Genomic DNA, 16,092 nt, shown 5'->3' on the forward strand with positions numbered 1-16,092 from the left:
AAACAACAATTATAAATTAAAAACCCCTCTTACAAAACCGTAAGAGGGGCTATATATTTTACATATTACATTTCACATTTCACACCTTACTTCTTAATAAACTTCTGCACATAATTCGCTTTATCGGTCACTATATTGATGATGTACATTCCATTAGCAAAATCACTAACGTTAATCTGGTTATTATTGATTTGGGCGTTAATTGATTTCCCTGAAATATCATAAACTGTTACGTTCAGCACCTCGTCTTCGGTTCTAATGTTCAACACCTCAGAAACCGGATTTGGATAAATTGCCAGCTCTAACTTTGTAAATTCACCTGTTCCTAAATTACTTGTTGTATTGACTGTAATTGATTTTTCAACGAGTTTACCATTTGAATTAAAACGAATCACAACGGTTGCATTCCCCAAAGCTTTTGGAGTAAGAACCAATTCGTCATTCACATTTATTACAGCCGAAACGATCTCTGTATCACTAACTGACTTTACAGATTTCACAATCGCCGCCGACAAATTATCGGCATCTGAAACAATGTTTTTTAAATCGATTACAGTTGGCTCTTTGATTGAAACTTCCGAAGGCAAAGTAGTACTCACTACAGGTGCTGTATTATCCGGAAAAACTGTTGTTCCGGGAAACCAATAGTAGTCGTCTAAAACTTTTGTCTGGATTAAGTTTCCTGCAGCATCAAAAGTATGAACCCAGTTTTTCTGAAAATGCGGTCCAAATCCGTTTTCTGTAGTATTGACAATCAATTCATCTGAAACCGGATCGATACGTAAGGCCGCACCATAAGGAATCTGTTTAAAAGCATCCGTTTGTCCCGGAATGGTTGCAAAATTCTCATTAAAGCTTTTTGAAGCAACATCAAATTTGACAATTTTTGTTCCTGAAGTAAACGAATTAACAGAATTCATCCAATACAAAGCATTCTGTTGGGTACTGTAAGTAAAACTTCCTGCATTCCAGGCTCCCCAGGATCCTAAATATTTAGTGGTAGGAATTGCATATTCTGTTAGCGTAAAAGCTGTCGAATTGATATTGATTAGTTTCTGATCCTGAATTGCCCATACGCTTCCATCTTTGGCCTGAGCTACCGAATGGAATTTCCCTGTAATTGTCTTAACCAAAGTATTAGTAGCAGGATCAATTACCAAAACTCCTCCATTTTGCGAAACTGCAAATACGTACTGAGAGGTACGAATCATGTTACCTATCTGCCCCACACTAGCTGTACCGGTTATTACCGTTCCCACCTTTAGGTTGGCGATATCAAAAAGAAAAATTCCTTTTGAGGTACCAATATACCCTGTATTTTCGTTCACCCCTACAAAAGAACGTCCGTCTCCTCCTCCGATATTGGCGAATCCGGCAATTTTTTTCATGTTTTGTGCATTGGCAACAACCAATCGGCCGCCAGGGCTGAAATTTTGATCACCTCCGCTTGCTGCCTGTTTTGAGATAAAATAAAATTTATCGCCATAAACTGTTCCATAACAAGTCGTAACACCAAAAGTTTCATTGTTGTTTGCAGTGCTATAAATTCGGTAATTAACGCTACCGTTCTTATTGACAAAATTCAAGGAACCATTAGTGTGCCCAAACCAGTCCTCGTTTACCATAAAATAACCGTTGGTAAAATCTGTCGCCTCTACATAAGGTGCAACGGGAGTAAAAGTTCCAGCAATAGGAAGCACATTCTTCGACGGTGCATAATTCCAAACATCCCAGGAACCATTTTCTAAAACACGTGCGGAAGCTCCTATACTTAGAGAACCGAAATTAGTATCGGCAGGATTTTTGCCCCAATAAGACCATTCACCATTCGTCCATCCGGACTGCCAGTGGTCATTCGTATCTATCGCTTTGTAGTTATCAAAATCGTAAGCCGTTGTATTCACAAAGCCGTTCGCAGGGTAAAGAGGGTACGTATAGTCTATGCCTTTATAAAGTCCGATTGTTTTCACTCCGTCCAAATCAAAGCCCAGTCCTCCTACTGTTGCCCCTGTTTGCGTTCCCTTATACAATAGTGCGAAAAAACGACGATCTGTTTTTAATATGGCTTTCAACATGTCTTCACCTGTTGCAATACCGTCCCATCTGAATCCCCAAATTAAGGCATCGGTATTTTTACCATCATTCCACTGCACTACAAATGCTGCTTTATTAGAACCGGTACCTACCCAATACTGAATATCGTCAAAAGTTGTCGCAGCCCCCACACTTTTACCAGCCCCGTTTTTTGCTGCTGCATTTTGTTTACTATCACGAGAGAATCTGTCTCCCGGTATTACCTGTCCACGCATAAAAAATGCAAAAAGTAACATCAACAACAAGTAATTTTTCTTCATATTATATTTAATTTAAATTCTATTATTTAAGGTATAAGTCGTAAGCCCCGGCTACATCTGTAGAAACTTCTCCCAGCCAGCCTGCTTCCTGATTGATTGCGGTATGTATTTTAACAAAGTCGATTCCGGGAAGTTTCACATATTTTCCGCTTTTGTCTACAGCCCACGAAATATCGATATTAGAGCCTTCGTCGCCATTTGGTGCATTATCAGCATAACCAAAATCAAAGCCTTTGCCTACCCAATAACTCCCGGTACCACTTTGATCGTAATAATTGTCTTTAATTTTGGTTCCTTTGAGCGTATAGGAAGCCTCCGCAATCCATAGTGGATAATAACTTTGTTCGTGAAATCCATTTTTGGTTTTGTATCCTGAACCTCCCTGATTGTCCTCCCATTTAATGTACTGTACATCTGTTTGCCAAAAATCCTGACCTGCAACAGGCTGTTTGTTCGGATCCGGTTTAAAATAGGTGATACTGTAATTTTTAAGGGTCGTATTTTTAAAGTATTCACTTCCGGCTATTTCGTACCATTCGTCTTCATCGGGCTTTCCGTTTTTATTTTTATCGTAAGCCACCTGAATAATTCCGGGTTCGCAAGATCCTGAACGTCCTTCAGCAGCATCGTTAGCCCAAAAAGCATTTCCCAGAACTTTGAAATCGCGGCCATTCATATTTGGAATTGTGTGATCGAAACCAAATACAACATAACCTCCAAACCCTCCTAAAGAAATCATTGACGCGTTTGAACCTACAAGTGATTTCTTAGCGGCATTAATCAGATTGCTTTCAGTATTTCCCGGTGCATACAGCGGAAGTTCGTTAGTAAACTGACCTACTCCGGGACGAAAATCAAACACATTAGAAATGTACTTGTTATAATTTCCAGCCTCTTTTGTTACATTGATCGAAGACTGATAGGTTTTTACAACTCCATTGGTCTCCACTTTTAAGGTTAAGGGATAACTCTTTAAATACGGACTGATAAAATCCAGTTGAAGGCTTTCTGAAATGACAGAATCTTTAATGCTCCAGGTTAATTTTGAATTAGCGGACATTTTCAGATCAATGTTCAGTACTTTAAAACGGTCGATCGTATAGGATTCTTTTAGTGTTTCTCCCGGGTTTTCATTTCCCGAATCCTCTTCCCGATCCGATCCACAGGAGATAAATCCTAGTAAGAGGGTTAACACTAGTGTGCATTTTAAAAGTGCAAAAGGGGTACTTTTCATTTTTTTTAAATTTTTAATCGTGTAGGATTGCTGAGGTACAGCAAACTAAATTTCTGATGCGTATAACATTTCACCTCTAACATTTCACCTCTCACTTTTTAGTTATAAAAGCAATATGAGCAGGAATGTTTCCAGCTGTTGTTTTCCATTTTAATTTTCCTTCGGGAGTAAAACAGTAGATATAACCTGTTACCACATAGTTTTGGGCATCGGTAACATATATTTCTTTTGTTTCGGGATTCACCTGTAAACCATAAGGAATCATGATCTGCTTGTCGGTACCATCCGTAATAATTTTATCGTTAATGACTTTTTTGGTCTTTGTATCTATTATTCCGTAAGAAACTTTATTACTATTGGTAAGATAGCTCCATGAGACACTGTAGAAATAAAGCAAATCATCGACGAGACAGGTTGCCGAAACCGGAATATTAAGCTGCATTTTCTTCTCGTCTGTTTTCGTATCAATCACAAAAAGATTGGAAGGTGTGTTGTAATAATCGCCTCGCGAACTCACATAGATATCTCCCCTGCTGTCTACCTGCATGCTATGAAGATTGATCCCTACATCTATTTTTTTTATTTCGGTAAAAGTTTCAAGATCGATAACCGATACGGTCCGGTCGTAATTAGGTACTCGGTACCCCCCTGAATTTGCCACATATAACTTTCCATTATGCACTACCATTTGCTCCGGCTGATACCCCACTGTTACTTTCCGTTTTATTTCCAAGGATGTCGTATCGATTTCGGCTACAAATCCAATTTCGGCATTCGGATCAATGGCCACGGGGCCTGAATACGAACTTACATAGGCTTTGTTTTTGTAAAAAGTGACATACCGACAATTCGGAATGTCTATTTTTTTGATTCTTTTGGCCGTCCATTTGTCAATCACCTCCACTTTATTGGAACAGTTGATTACCGCATACACTTTGTTTCCGTAAATTTTAATATCATTCCCTACATCACCCAGCTCTTTTACGACTGTTGGGTTGCGTTCTGAGTAAATATCGGTGGTATAATTTCCGGTTCTGTAATTGAATACATCAATACTGGCACGGTTCATTCCCATATTGCCTTCGTTTAAAAGATAAAATCCTTCTATATTGCCATCCCCTCTGGGCGCGGCTACGCTTTTATCTGAAGAAGGAAAAACAGTTTCTTCTTCCCTGCAGGAAACCAAAAGAAGGGCTACAAATAAAGTAAGCAGGAATTGGGTAGTTCTCTTTTTCATAACGCAATACTGATTATAAATTTTAGTGTACGGCCCGGCATCGGATAGTTGTAAATGACTTCGTACTGCTGGTTGAGGGCATTGTTTAACTCGATTGACCCTTTTACTTCATTGCCCTGAAATGAAAACTTTTTCTGCACGGCTAAATCGTGTGTATACCAGGGTTGTACTTCATTAATCCTGATATTGTTTACATTTCCATTGTATCGTTTTCCAACGTAAATAAAACTGTAGTTAAAATTCCATGACTTATAATCCGCGTTTAAAATTCCGGATCCACTGTGCCAAGGAGTATAAGGAATCTGATCTCCATAAGACGATAATTCCAAACCGGCAAACTTGGTATAATCTCTACTCTCTGAATAGGTATAACTCAAATGGGCGCTCAGATTTACTTTGCTGATGTGCATTTTCATATGAACAACCGATTCTATTCCTTTGCCTTTCACTTCCCCAATATTGGTCATCATCCAGCGGAATAAATTTCCGGTTGGGGCTGCAATTATTTTATCTTTGGTATTGGTGTAATAACCATCGACCTGAATAGAAAACTGGTCTAATAAACCGCTTTCAAACGGTATGTTGTAGGTAAATCCAACATCGTACTGATTCATGTATTCGGGTCTTAAGGTACTGGAACCAACCATCGTATAATACAAATCATTAAAAGTGGGCATTCGAAACATGCGTTTTGCGAAAGCTCTCAAATTAAAATCGTAGGCTTTAAAAGGGCTGTAACCTAAAAATAAGGCCGGCGTAAACTCTGTTTTGTCGGGAGCTTTTGCATTGTAGCGTACTTCTTCCTGCACGTGCGTACCTACCACACTACCCAAAACCTTAAAGCCGTCCAGTCGGTACGAACTTGCCAGCGCAAACAATGCGGTGTAACGTTCCGGATAAGAAAAGAGCGTTTTGATACCTCTTCTGTTGGCATTTAAACGGTTGTATTGAAAATCCGTCGACAGTGAAACATCCCAGGTGGGTAAAATTTTATAGAGGTTGACTGCGGAGAAATAATATTCCTGCTGATAATAACTGTCGTCAGACTGGGCACCTTCGGTAACCACTTCTCCCAGCACATTGGTAGTATCTCTGGCTATATAATGGGTATAATCATAGGCGTATTTTGCCTTGGCCTGAAATTTATATTTTTCGCTAAAATCTTTTATAAAAGTACCCTGCGTGAAGAAATTCTTGTCGTATTGTCGGAAACCATCCGAAAATTTATTTTCTACAATAGCGCCCGGTGCTCCTCTTTCAGAATCGTAATAGTAGACTTTCGCATCCCAGGAACCATTTTTGATTTTTCCGTAAAGACCTGACTCAAAACGAAATGCTTCTATATCACTATTGTGTCTGGTGGCTGAGGTATCATAAGCTACAGTTCCGTCAAGATTGTTTCTTTTGTATCTGAATTTGTATGCGCCATTAGATTTTATGTATTCCGAACTGGCACTCAGACTTACTTTATCGCTTAGTTTTTGTTCCCATCTAAACGAAAAATCATTGTAGTTGATCGACATGGTTTTATAGCGCAGTAGTAAGTTGGTCTTTTTATTATGCTCAAAAACAGGACGCTTGGTTCGCAGGTAAATCGTAGAAGCCGCTGCAAAGTCTTTGGCCGATTGGAATATTTCACTTTTCTGACCATTGTACATCGTAAGCGATTCCATATCATCCAGCGAATATTTTCCCAGATCTGTCACTCCGTTTTGCGCATTTCCCAATTGAATCCCATCGTAAAAAACACCTACATGATGGGTTCCCATATTGCGGACATCGACCGTTTTGAGTCCACCTAAACCACCGTAGTCCTTGATTTGTACTCCGGCAAAATAACGAAGTGCGTCGGCAACATTGTGACTGGCTAAATTTTCGAGCAGTGTTCCCGAGAGGCTTTGTACGGGAATTACTTCCTGATAGGGTTTTGCCTTTAGCAATACTTCTTTCAAAACCCGCAAACTGTCTTTAGTAGTTTGAGAATGAAGTACAATAGGAGCAAATAATAGAATAAGGAATAAAAATATTTTTCTGGTATTACACATCACTGATTTAATTAAATAAACTCCGGGATGTAATAATCAAAAACGCAATAAGATAGAGTTCCGTTACAAAATAACGGGCCTGTTTATTGTTGTTCAACTTTATTCCACGAAAGTCTTAAACTATGTGATTATGGCAGGTCTCCTGACTTGTTCTATCTTTAAACAGCCTTCTCATTCGCCGCGGCGAACAATGGCATGAGTAACGTTTAAAGACTTGTACAGAACTTACAGTAGCGGGTCTGTTCAGGATTTACACCTGATTCCCTTTTAACTGTTTTCTCTTAAAGAAAAAACAGACCAAAATCTGGGCGTAAAGATAGAGTTATCTTTATAAAAACAAGAATTATTTAATGATATTACAGTTTTGACAATAAATGCGGCTATCTCTCGATAATTAACTAAAGAAAAGCTTTTGAGGTTTTGTATGATAAGTATTAGAAAAATTACACTCTTGCGGATGTTATTCAAAATTCAATCGTAACAAAAAAAACAATTTTGCGACAAACTGGAAGTTCAGTTTGGTTGTTTTTTCATAAACATTGAAGAACTGAGACAAAATTACTCGAAATAGGATTTGATTTTATTAATAATGAAGTGAAACAGAAATATTAAAAGTAAATTAACAAATCCGAAGAATTTTGCGTCTTTATATTTGTTAAATTGCGCCCCTGTAATTGAAGATGCCCCTCGTACTACATATTCTTCGAAAAACTCTTGTAAAATGGGCTGGAGAAAGGTTTTGGGCCGAAAGTCAAAATAAAAAAAACGCTAAAAGAGAAACAAAAAAATCAATGAATACAACAAAAGCTTCCATTATTGCTATTGGAGGATATGTACCGGAAACGGTTTTAAGCAATACTGATTTAGAAAAAAGAATAGATACAACAGATGAGTGGATCACATCAAGAACAGGCATAAAAGAAAGACGCATACTGGACGACCCGGCACTGGCAACCTCAGATATGGCTTCTTTCGCCATTAAAGACTTAGTAGAAAACTATGATATAAATCCTCTGGATGTAGATTGCCTTATACTGGCAACTTCAACACCCGACCATATTCTTACCCCCGCTGCCAGTTTGGTATGCGAAAAAGCAGGCCTGAAAAATGCCTGGGGATTTGACCTTAACGCGGCCTGCAGTGGCTTTTTGTACGCTCTTTCGGTAGGCGCAAGTTTTATTGAAAGCGGCCGATACAAAAATGTTATTGTGGTTGGAGCCGATAAAATGAGTTCGATCGTGAACTATGAAGACCGAAACAGCTGTATTTTATTTGGTGACGGTGCAGGTGCGGTACTTTTACAGCCTAATACGGAAGGACACGGTATACAGCAGAACATTTTCAGAACAGACGGAACAGGTGCAGAATTCCTTTCTGTACGTGCCGGAGGTTCTCTTTTATCAACAACAGAAGAAACCATTCAAAACAAACAACACTTTGTACATCAGGAAGGAAGAACCGTTTTTAAACATGCGGTGAGAAACATGAGCGGTACTTCTAAAGAGCTAATGGAAAAAGCTTCATTGACTCCGGATATGATAGACTGGGTTATTCCACATCAGGCTAACTTAAGAATCATTCAGGCAGTAAGTGAAGAAGTTGGTATTCCTATTGAAAAGTTTAAAGTAAACATTCAAAAATACGGTAACACTACGGCAGCAACTATTCCACTATGTCTTTGGGATTTCAAAAAAGATTTTAAAAAAGGAGATAACATTGTTATTACAGCTTTTGGAGCAGGATTTTCCTGGGGCAGTATGTACATCAAATGGTAAATACTATACAAAAACATTACACTATATTCTTATGATGCCGTATTACTAATCATAAGATCAAAATCGATTTTAAACAAAAAACAATCAGTACGTACTTCATACTGATTGTTTTTTTTATGGGTATAACTTAAACTAGAAATGCCTCTGACAATTTCTTATTCGGGTACTTTAACTAAATTTTCTGCCAATGGGCAACTTGATTAAAAGCCTTTTAAAGACCCGCAATCTGTCCCGCTATCATTTTTCCGTTGAAAAACACACCTTCTCTTTTGGGTAAACGGGCTACTGCTTCGGCCGAACAACTTGCTTTTACCAAAATAAAATGAGCGTCATCTCCGGCCGCCGGCCATACGCGTACGCCTGCATCATTAAGCGGCAACACCTCATTTGTGGTGGCAATATGCAAAGCACGGCTCAAATTGTATTCATCGGTCCAGCCATAAAGCTGTGCACATAATTTTGCTTTTTCCAGCATGTCACAGGTTCCAAAAGGCATCCAGTGGTCTACAATACTGTCGGTACCCGTCATCAGTTTTACACCGTACTTCTTTAAAGTCGGAATAGGCATGATGGTTTTTCCGATTGGCACTGTCGAAATTACGCCTATACCCAGTGCTCCCATTTTTTCGGCAATTCCTTCTAAATCTTTCGGATCCATTCTGGCCAGCGCAAAACCATGACTGATATAGGTTTTTCCTTGTAGTTGTTTGTTCTCTTCGGTTCTTTTGATGATATATTCGATAGCCGATTTTCCTGAAGGAGGCGATTCGTGCAAATGTATGTCAATGCCTTTATTGTGGTCTATCGCGATCTGAAACATGCTGTCAAGCGATTTCTCCATATTTCCGTCAACAGTTGTAGGATCAAGTCCGCCAATAAAATCTACGCCCATTTTTGCAGCTTCTCTCAGTAAAGGTTCTGATTGTGAATATAAAATTCCATGCTGTGGAAAAGCCACAATCTCCCATCCAAAACTGTCTTTGTTATTCTCCAAAGCTGCCAATAAATGCTCGAGACTTTTTAATCCGCTCACAGGATCAATATTACACTGACAACGGGCAAAATAACTCCCCTGACTTTTCATGAGCTGAATGGCCTGCTCTGCTTTGTATTGAGAATCAACAAGCAGTTCCGGAATTATTTTTTGCTCCAGCGTAATCATGTCTTTTACCGTGAATCCCTTTCTTGGTGCGGCATTCCATTTTCCACCGTAAAATGTTTTATCAATATGGATGTGCATGTCACGCAATCCCGGAAGCATCAAAAGACCTTTAGCATCTACTTTTTTTAGTTTCCCATCAGGTTTGGCGGTGGTAATATTTTTAATTTTTCCATCCGCTATATGCACATTGTACAAACTGGTTTTGGTCGCAATTACTTCTTTTTTTTCATTGTACTCAAAACCGTCTTCCAGTCTTACATTGGTTAAAATATATTCTTTCGCAGCGGCTGTTATATGTTCCGGTTCTTCTATAGAATGTGCCATTGCGGTACCGCCTATTCCGGAAAACAATGCAGCTCCAGTTGCTGCAGCTCCCATTCTTAAAAATTGTTTTCGATTTATTGTGTTGTCGCTCATTGGTTAATAGTGTGAAATATTCCTGAGAAACCAGCCCTCAAAAAATAATGGTGAACTGCAAAATTCACCTAATTTTTTAAAACTAAAACAGGAAGATTAATGATAAGAATGGTACAGATTATAATTTTCCTTAAAATCGGTTGGTGTTTTCCCTATGTATTTTTTGAAAACTTTGGCAAAATAGCCATTATCATTAAAACCCAACTGATAGGCAATTTCTTTTACCGACAAATCAGTACTGATTAACAATCGTTTGGCTTCAAGAATGGTTCTTTCTTTAATAACATCGCCAGCCGATTTGTTCAGGAATTTTTGGGAAAGAATATTTAGATAATTAGAAGTCACATTCAACTCCCCGGCATAAAAGTTTACCGAGAATTGGGTTGTAAAATGATCTTCAATCAGTGTCTTGAACTTTTTTATAATTTTTTCTGATTTGGCCGCAACATCATGATCCGGAAATTGCAGAACGTAATCCTTTTGCAATACTTTAAACAGCAGATGCAATCTCAGCAGCACTATTTCTTTGGTCAACAAATCATCTTGAAGTAAATCTGATTCGATTTCTTCCAGCTGGCTTTTAATTTTCTGAAAACTGCTTTTGTTTAGGGAAAGGCAGAAGGGCGAACTCTGTCCGAAAAATGGCAGCTGCGATAAATTAGAAAAAACAGTCATGATCGCAGGAGAAATCATCAGCTGAAAACCATTCGTATTTACATCAAGCGACCAATTGTGTACCTGTCCGGCTCCCACAAAATGAATCTGATAATCGGCTACTTTGGTTTGTTTAAAATCTACACTATGAAATCCGGAACCATTCTCTACCATAAAAACAAGATAGAAATCGTGTTTATGAGGCTGTTCAAACTCATTGCGTCCTTTAACACTGTGCCGAAACAGGGTGATACCAAACGTTTGTTCGCCAAGTATATTTAAAACAGACAAAGTTGGAATCGCATTTTTGCTCAAAGGAATTGATCGTGTTGGTTAGCTATTTTCAAAATTATGTAATTAATCAATAAGTAGCCTGTTGAACCTGATTATTTTTAACACCAAGAAACTATAGATTATACTTCGTCGAAAAGGCGTTTCACTTAAAATAAAACTTAAGAGATTTTAGAATGAAGATTAACGATTTTTGATTTTGCATAACCTTAATTTTCTCACGCAGATCTGGCAGATGGAGCAGATTTTTTGCTAATCATTTTAATCCTTTAATCTGTGGCTATTATTTTAACACATAGAAACATAGGTTATACTTCGCGGAAAAGTCATTTCACTTAAAATAAATCACAGAGCATTATCTAAAAAAAAATATATTTGTAAGATCTATCTTAATTTTAAGTTTTAGAGTTATGCTTCACGGGCTTAGCAAAATTTAAAAACCACATCCACCACTCCCGGGAAATCAACTATTGAAAGAACCGGATTCTTCCAAAAACTCTTTTTAATGCTGTAAAAACAGACTGTTTAAACAAATTTAAAAGTTTTATGATAAAAACTGAAAGACGATTTTGAATCTCAAATCTAACTTCGCTTCATCAAAGCATTAGAACGAACAGATCATAAATCTAAAAGAGTACACATGAAAAAAAACCTAAGCTTATTAGTAGCAATCTTTGCTATTACCATAAACTCATTTGCCAATCTCAAACCCGAAGACCCATCATTAGTTTGGTTTAAAAAAACAACCGAAACTATCCGTTTCCAGTTAAACAAAGCTGCGCAGACTTACAAACCGGGTAAAAATCCACGTTCTGTAAATCCTGACGGAACGGTACGATTAGCCGGTTTAACAGACTGGACTACCGGTTTTTTTCCGGGAAGTCTGTGGTACGGCTATGAACTCACCGGGGATAAGATTTTGGCGGAAGAGGCTAAAAAGTTTACGCTTGCTTTAGATTCGATTCGAAATATAAAAAACACGCATGATGTAGGTTTTATGCTGTACAGTTCTTATGGAAATGCTTACCGAATTACCGGTGACAAGACTTATCTTCCGGTACTGGCTGATGGAGCAGCAAATCTTTATGCCCGCTTTAGTCCAACCGTAGGAGCCATTCGTTCCTGGGATTTTACCTGGCTGCATTATCCGGTGATTATCGACAATATGATGAACCTTGAATATTTGTACTGGAGTGCCAATGCGTTTGACAAACCGGAATATGCCACCGCAGCCAATACGCACGCGCTGACCACCATAAAAAATCATTTTAGAAAAGATTTCAGTTCGTATCATTTGGTTGATTATGACCCAAAAACGGGTAAGGTTTTGCGTAAAGGAACACATCAGGGTGTTACTGACGATTCGGCTTGGGCACGAGGTCAGGCTTGGGGATTATACGGATACACCATGTGTTATGCCAATACCAAAAACCCGAAGTTTTTACAACAGGCCGAAAACATTGCTGCTTTCCTTATGAACCATCCGCGTATGCCAAAAGATAAAATACCGGTTTGGGATTTTGATGTGCACAACGCCATGGACACTGCTGAACTTGCTCCCAGAGACGCTTCGGCAGCAGCCGTAATTGCTTCAGCCCTGCTTGATTTGAGTACTCAGGTTAAGGATGGAAAAAAATATGCCCAATATGCCGAAGAGATTCTGAAATCCTTATCCTCTGATGCCTACCTCGCGAAACCGGGAGAAAACAATTATTTTTTACTGAAACACAGCGTGGGTGCTTTTTTATACAATTCAGAAATTGATACTCCACTTGATTATGCCGATTACTATTATCTCGAAGCTTTAAAAAGATACGCAGCCCTTAAAAAAATTGAAATCTGAAAGGAACCGTTCATGCGATAAGCTGTTTGCGTAAAAGAAATAAAAACAGGAAGTTCTTTTGTTTAGAAATTACAAAAAAAATATTGGCCAAAACTATTAACTGTTTGCCAAAAAAACCACTGACAGTATTTTTTTCAAATAATTCCAAACCCAACAACTTCATTACAAGCCCGCAAAACCTCCGATTCTAACCGTCGGAAGTTTTGCGGGTTAGCTGCTAAGAATACCACACAATAAATTACTAACCACTAATCTATTAATAACCACTCTTATGCACAAAAAATTCCTTTTATCCGTCGGGCTAATAGCCTTAGTTTTTAACTTTTCGTACGCTCAGCTGAGTGTTGTAAACGAAATTGCCGTCAAATATCGAAACTGGCTCACGGGCGAGAATCTCGATTATTCTAAAACGCAGGTCAACGAAAGATACAGCCGTTATCTCAGCAATGGCATCGCTGCCAAAAACCTCTCGGCATACGACTTTGCCAATCCCGGCCGGTATGGAATTTTACGGTTGGTGCCGATCAGACTGCGTATCAGGTTTTGGTCGAACAAAAGCTCATCCGTTTAGTCTTTTTGTACCAGCTGAAAGGCTCAGCCGCCAGTCCCAATCCCGATTACCACAGTCCTGCATTACGAGATTCTATTCTGGCACTTTTCAACTATATGAAAGCAAAAGGCATCAGCAGCACTACTGATTTTGCTTATGTTTCCATTCCTGCCACCGAAGAAGTAATTACCAGCGGTCACGGGATATGTTTGCGCTCCTCAGGATATGCTACTGCCGTTTTTTTGATGAAAGACGAACTGGTTGCTGCCGGAGAATTTGCACATCATCTCGGAGCACTTAAAAGCCTAACCGCTTTTATTTCGCCGGATTATCCCAACTTCAATTTCACCAATCCCGGTTACAATTCCGATGTTATCCGTTCTTCGATTCAGCAACGATTTTGTTATGTACTGGCTCAGGACGATGCTTCAACTACAAAAGTGACTGATATGGATTTCCTGAAACGATTTATCGACAATGCGCTCAAAATAAGCAACGGCTGGAACGATTGTATTAAACCCGATTTTATTACCTATCATCACAGAGGTGCTTATTCTAACTCGTATGGAGTCGAAGCGCTGCAACAATCTTCGATCATGAATATGATGCTGAAAAACACTTCTTATGAATTAAATCCTGAAGCACAAAGCAATCTCAAAAATGCCATTTTAAACTATAGTAAGTTTAGTAAGGGTTTTGAAATGCCTTTAGGTCTTGCCGGAAGATTCCCCACCAACACTGATGCGCTAAACGATTTGAGACCCGCACTGGCTACTTTATATGTAACCGATCCTGTTGCCAATCTGGAAGCGGGAAGAGAATTTGTCCGACTCTGGGCACTCTCTGCAACCGCCAATACCGCTTTACTGAGACAAACTGCCCTATCGATCACACTGGTTTATACACCGGGTGGTGTGATGGACATCATGCAGACTTTAAATGCCGGAATTAGCCCTCTCCCTGAAATAACCGAAGGTCAATTTAATTTCCCCTTTGCCGGATTGAGCGTTCACAAATACAATGGTTATCAAGCGAGTATCAAAGGAACCAGTAAACACATCTGGCATTTTGAGGATTCGGCCACCGAGAATGTTTTTGGAAGATATACCTCTGCAGGTGCTATGGAATTGCTGACAACAGGAGTTCCCGTAACCCGCATCTCAAACGGATATACCGAAAATGGCTGGGATTGGTCGCATCTTCCCGGAACAACGGTTGCGTATCTTCCGCTAAACATACTTGAAACGGGGAATATGAGAGAAATGAACGGAAAATCCTTTCTGGCAGTAGGCTCTTTAGACCATAACGGTGTTTTTGGTATGGATTATAAAGATTACAATTCGGCTACCGGAATGACGGCTTTGAAGTCTAATTTCTTCTTCAAAAATATGATTCTCTGTCTGGGTTCTAATATCAAGGATACCAACGGAACCTACCCTATTCATACCACTCTGTTTCAAACAGCACTGGCCAACACGGCAACAGCGACTTATGTTAACGGTACAGCTACTACAGGCAATACTTTTACCCTTACCCAAACGGGAAGTTTTTGGGCAACAGATGCCATAGGCAATGGCTACGTTGTTCCGGGCAATTCAAGCAATACCGATGCTGTCACCATTAACCGACTGGAGCAAAACTCCCGCAACAACAGCAACACCGCCAATACTTCGGGTAATTTTACCACTGCCTTTATCAATCATGGAACTGCCCGGTTTCAGCCAAATTTCAATACGCGGTTGTACTTCAGGGCGGACAAACCACTACACAGCAACTGGCTGCTAATTTTGCTTCCTATTTTAAAATTTACCATCAAAACAGTCAGGCGCACATTGTGCAATACCTGCCGGACGCCCTATTTGGTTATGTTATTTTTACTCCCAATACGGTGTTTGCTTATGATGTGGTGGTAAGTACAGACAAACCAGCTGCCGTTATGACCCAAAAAACAGACAATGGAAACAAATTAAAAGTCAGCCTCACCAATCCAAACTTAGGGCTTTTGGCTTCCAATGAAACGTACACCTGGAGTCAGATTAGTGGTCAGAACTCCATTCTAAACCGAGTAGCACAGACAGATCCGGTAAAGTTAACACTTGCGGGTCAGTGGGAATTGGCCGCACCAGCCTCAAATATAACCACCGCTATCAATGGCGCTAATACAGTCGTTACTTTTAATACTATTAACGGACTTACAATTCAAACCGAGCTGGTAAAATCGTCCTCATTGGGTATCCATGATCCTATGGAACAAACTTCGAAAGATTTAACCGTAATTGTAGCTCCCAATCCTTCCCGAGCTGATTTTAAAGTCAATGTTACGGGTGAGCCCGGACTGCCTATTTTTGTAAATGTCTTCGACACTTTAGGAAAACGTATCAACTCCCTAAAATCAGACTACGGGCAAACAATTGTTCTGGGAACTGACTGGAGCCCCGGAATCTACTTTGTCGAAATACGTCAGGGCAAACAAAAGAAGACCGTTAAATTAATGAAACAATAAACTGAATTTGCAATTCTAAAAACAAGA

The 16,092-nt window shown here is 39.3% G+C and carries 10 protein-coding genes and 1 riboswitch; of the genes, 4 read left to right on the forward strand and 6 right to left on the reverse strand.

The features are described 5' to 3' along the window. Positions 1–86 precede the first annotated feature (86 nt). From OLM61_RS01840 to OLM61_RS01855, 4 genes are all read right to left on the reverse strand, one after another. On the reverse strand, positions 87–2,354 hold the full coding sequence (locus tag OLM61_RS01840; protein WP_264524832.1) for a DUF5074 domain-containing protein: 2,268 nt from the start codon (positions 2,352–2,354) through the stop codon (positions 87–89). A 22-nt stretch (positions 2,355–2,376) separates the two neighbouring features. Beyond that, positions 2,377–3,588 (reverse strand): cell surface protein, encoded by a 1,212-nt coding sequence (locus OLM61_RS01845; protein ID WP_264524833.1) that lies wholly within the window; start codon positions 3,586–3,588, stop codon positions 2,377–2,379. A gap of 91 nt (positions 3,589–3,679) precedes the next feature. Then, the gene (locus OLM61_RS01850; protein ID WP_264524834.1) at positions 3,680–4,825 is read right to left on the reverse strand and encodes a YncE family protein; all 1,146 of its coding nucleotides are present in this window, start codon (positions 4,823–4,825) and stop codon (positions 3,680–3,682) included. Then, complete coding sequence (locus OLM61_RS01855) at positions 4,822–6,870, reverse strand: TonB-dependent receptor (RefSeq protein ID WP_264524835.1); 2,049 nt, start codon at positions 6,868–6,870, stop codon at positions 4,822–4,824. Before OLM61_RS01855 ends, OLM61_RS01850 begins: the two co-directional genes overlap by 4 nt. A gap of 114 nt (positions 6,871–6,984) precedes the next feature. Next, a riboswitch (cobalamin riboswitch) is annotated at positions 6,985–7,187 on the reverse strand. Between the two features lie 474 nt (positions 7,188–7,661). On the opposite strand from OLM61_RS01855, the gene OLM61_RS01860 reads away from it, so the two are divergent. After that, entirely contained in the window at positions 7,662–8,645 is a 984-nt protein-coding gene (locus OLM61_RS01860; protein WP_264524836.1) for a beta-ketoacyl-ACP synthase III, read from the forward strand. A gap of 211 nt (positions 8,646–8,856) precedes the next feature. Here the strand turns inward: OLM61_RS01860 and OLM61_RS01865 are convergent, their stop codons facing one another. Both OLM61_RS01865 and OLM61_RS01870 read right to left on the reverse strand, forming a co-directional pair. Further along, positions 8,857–10,224: an amidohydrolase gene (locus OLM61_RS01865; protein WP_264524837.1), complete on the reverse strand. Its 1,368-nt coding sequence runs from the start codon at positions 10,222–10,224 to the stop codon at positions 8,857–8,859. A 96-nt stretch (positions 10,225–10,320) separates the two neighbouring features. After that, entirely contained in the window at positions 10,321–11,193 is an 873-nt protein-coding gene (locus OLM61_RS01870; RefSeq protein WP_264524838.1) for a helix-turn-helix domain-containing protein, read from the reverse strand. A 616-nt stretch (positions 11,194–11,809) separates the two neighbouring features. On the opposite strand from OLM61_RS01870, the gene OLM61_RS01875 reads away from it, so the two are divergent. The 3 genes from OLM61_RS01875 (at position 11,810) to OLM61_RS01885 (ending at position 16,065) form a co-directional block, all read left to right on the forward strand. After that, positions 11,810–13,012, forward strand: coding sequence for a glycoside hydrolase family 88 protein (locus tag OLM61_RS01875; RefSeq protein ID WP_264524839.1), 1,203 nt, complete (start codon positions 11,810–11,812; stop codon positions 13,010–13,012). Between the two features lie 543 nt (positions 13,013–13,555). Then, the gene (locus tag OLM61_RS01880; protein WP_264524840.1) at positions 13,556–15,475 is read left to right on the forward strand and encodes a chondroitinase family polysaccharide lyase; all 1,920 of its coding nucleotides are present in this window, start codon (positions 13,556–13,558) and stop codon (positions 15,473–15,475) included. Beyond that, the gene (locus OLM61_RS01885) at positions 15,397–16,065 is read left to right on the forward strand and encodes a T9SS type A sorting domain-containing protein (RefSeq protein WP_264524841.1); all 669 of its coding nucleotides are present in this window, start codon (positions 15,397–15,399) and stop codon (positions 16,063–16,065) included. The genes OLM61_RS01880 and OLM61_RS01885 overlap by 79 nt, the downstream gene beginning before the upstream one ends. The last annotated feature ends 27 nt before the right edge of the window (positions 16,066–16,092 follow it).

The organism is Flavobacterium sp. N502536, assembly GCF_025947345.1.
Lineage (GTDB): Bacteria > Bacteroidota > Bacteroidia > Flavobacteriales > Flavobacteriaceae > Flavobacterium.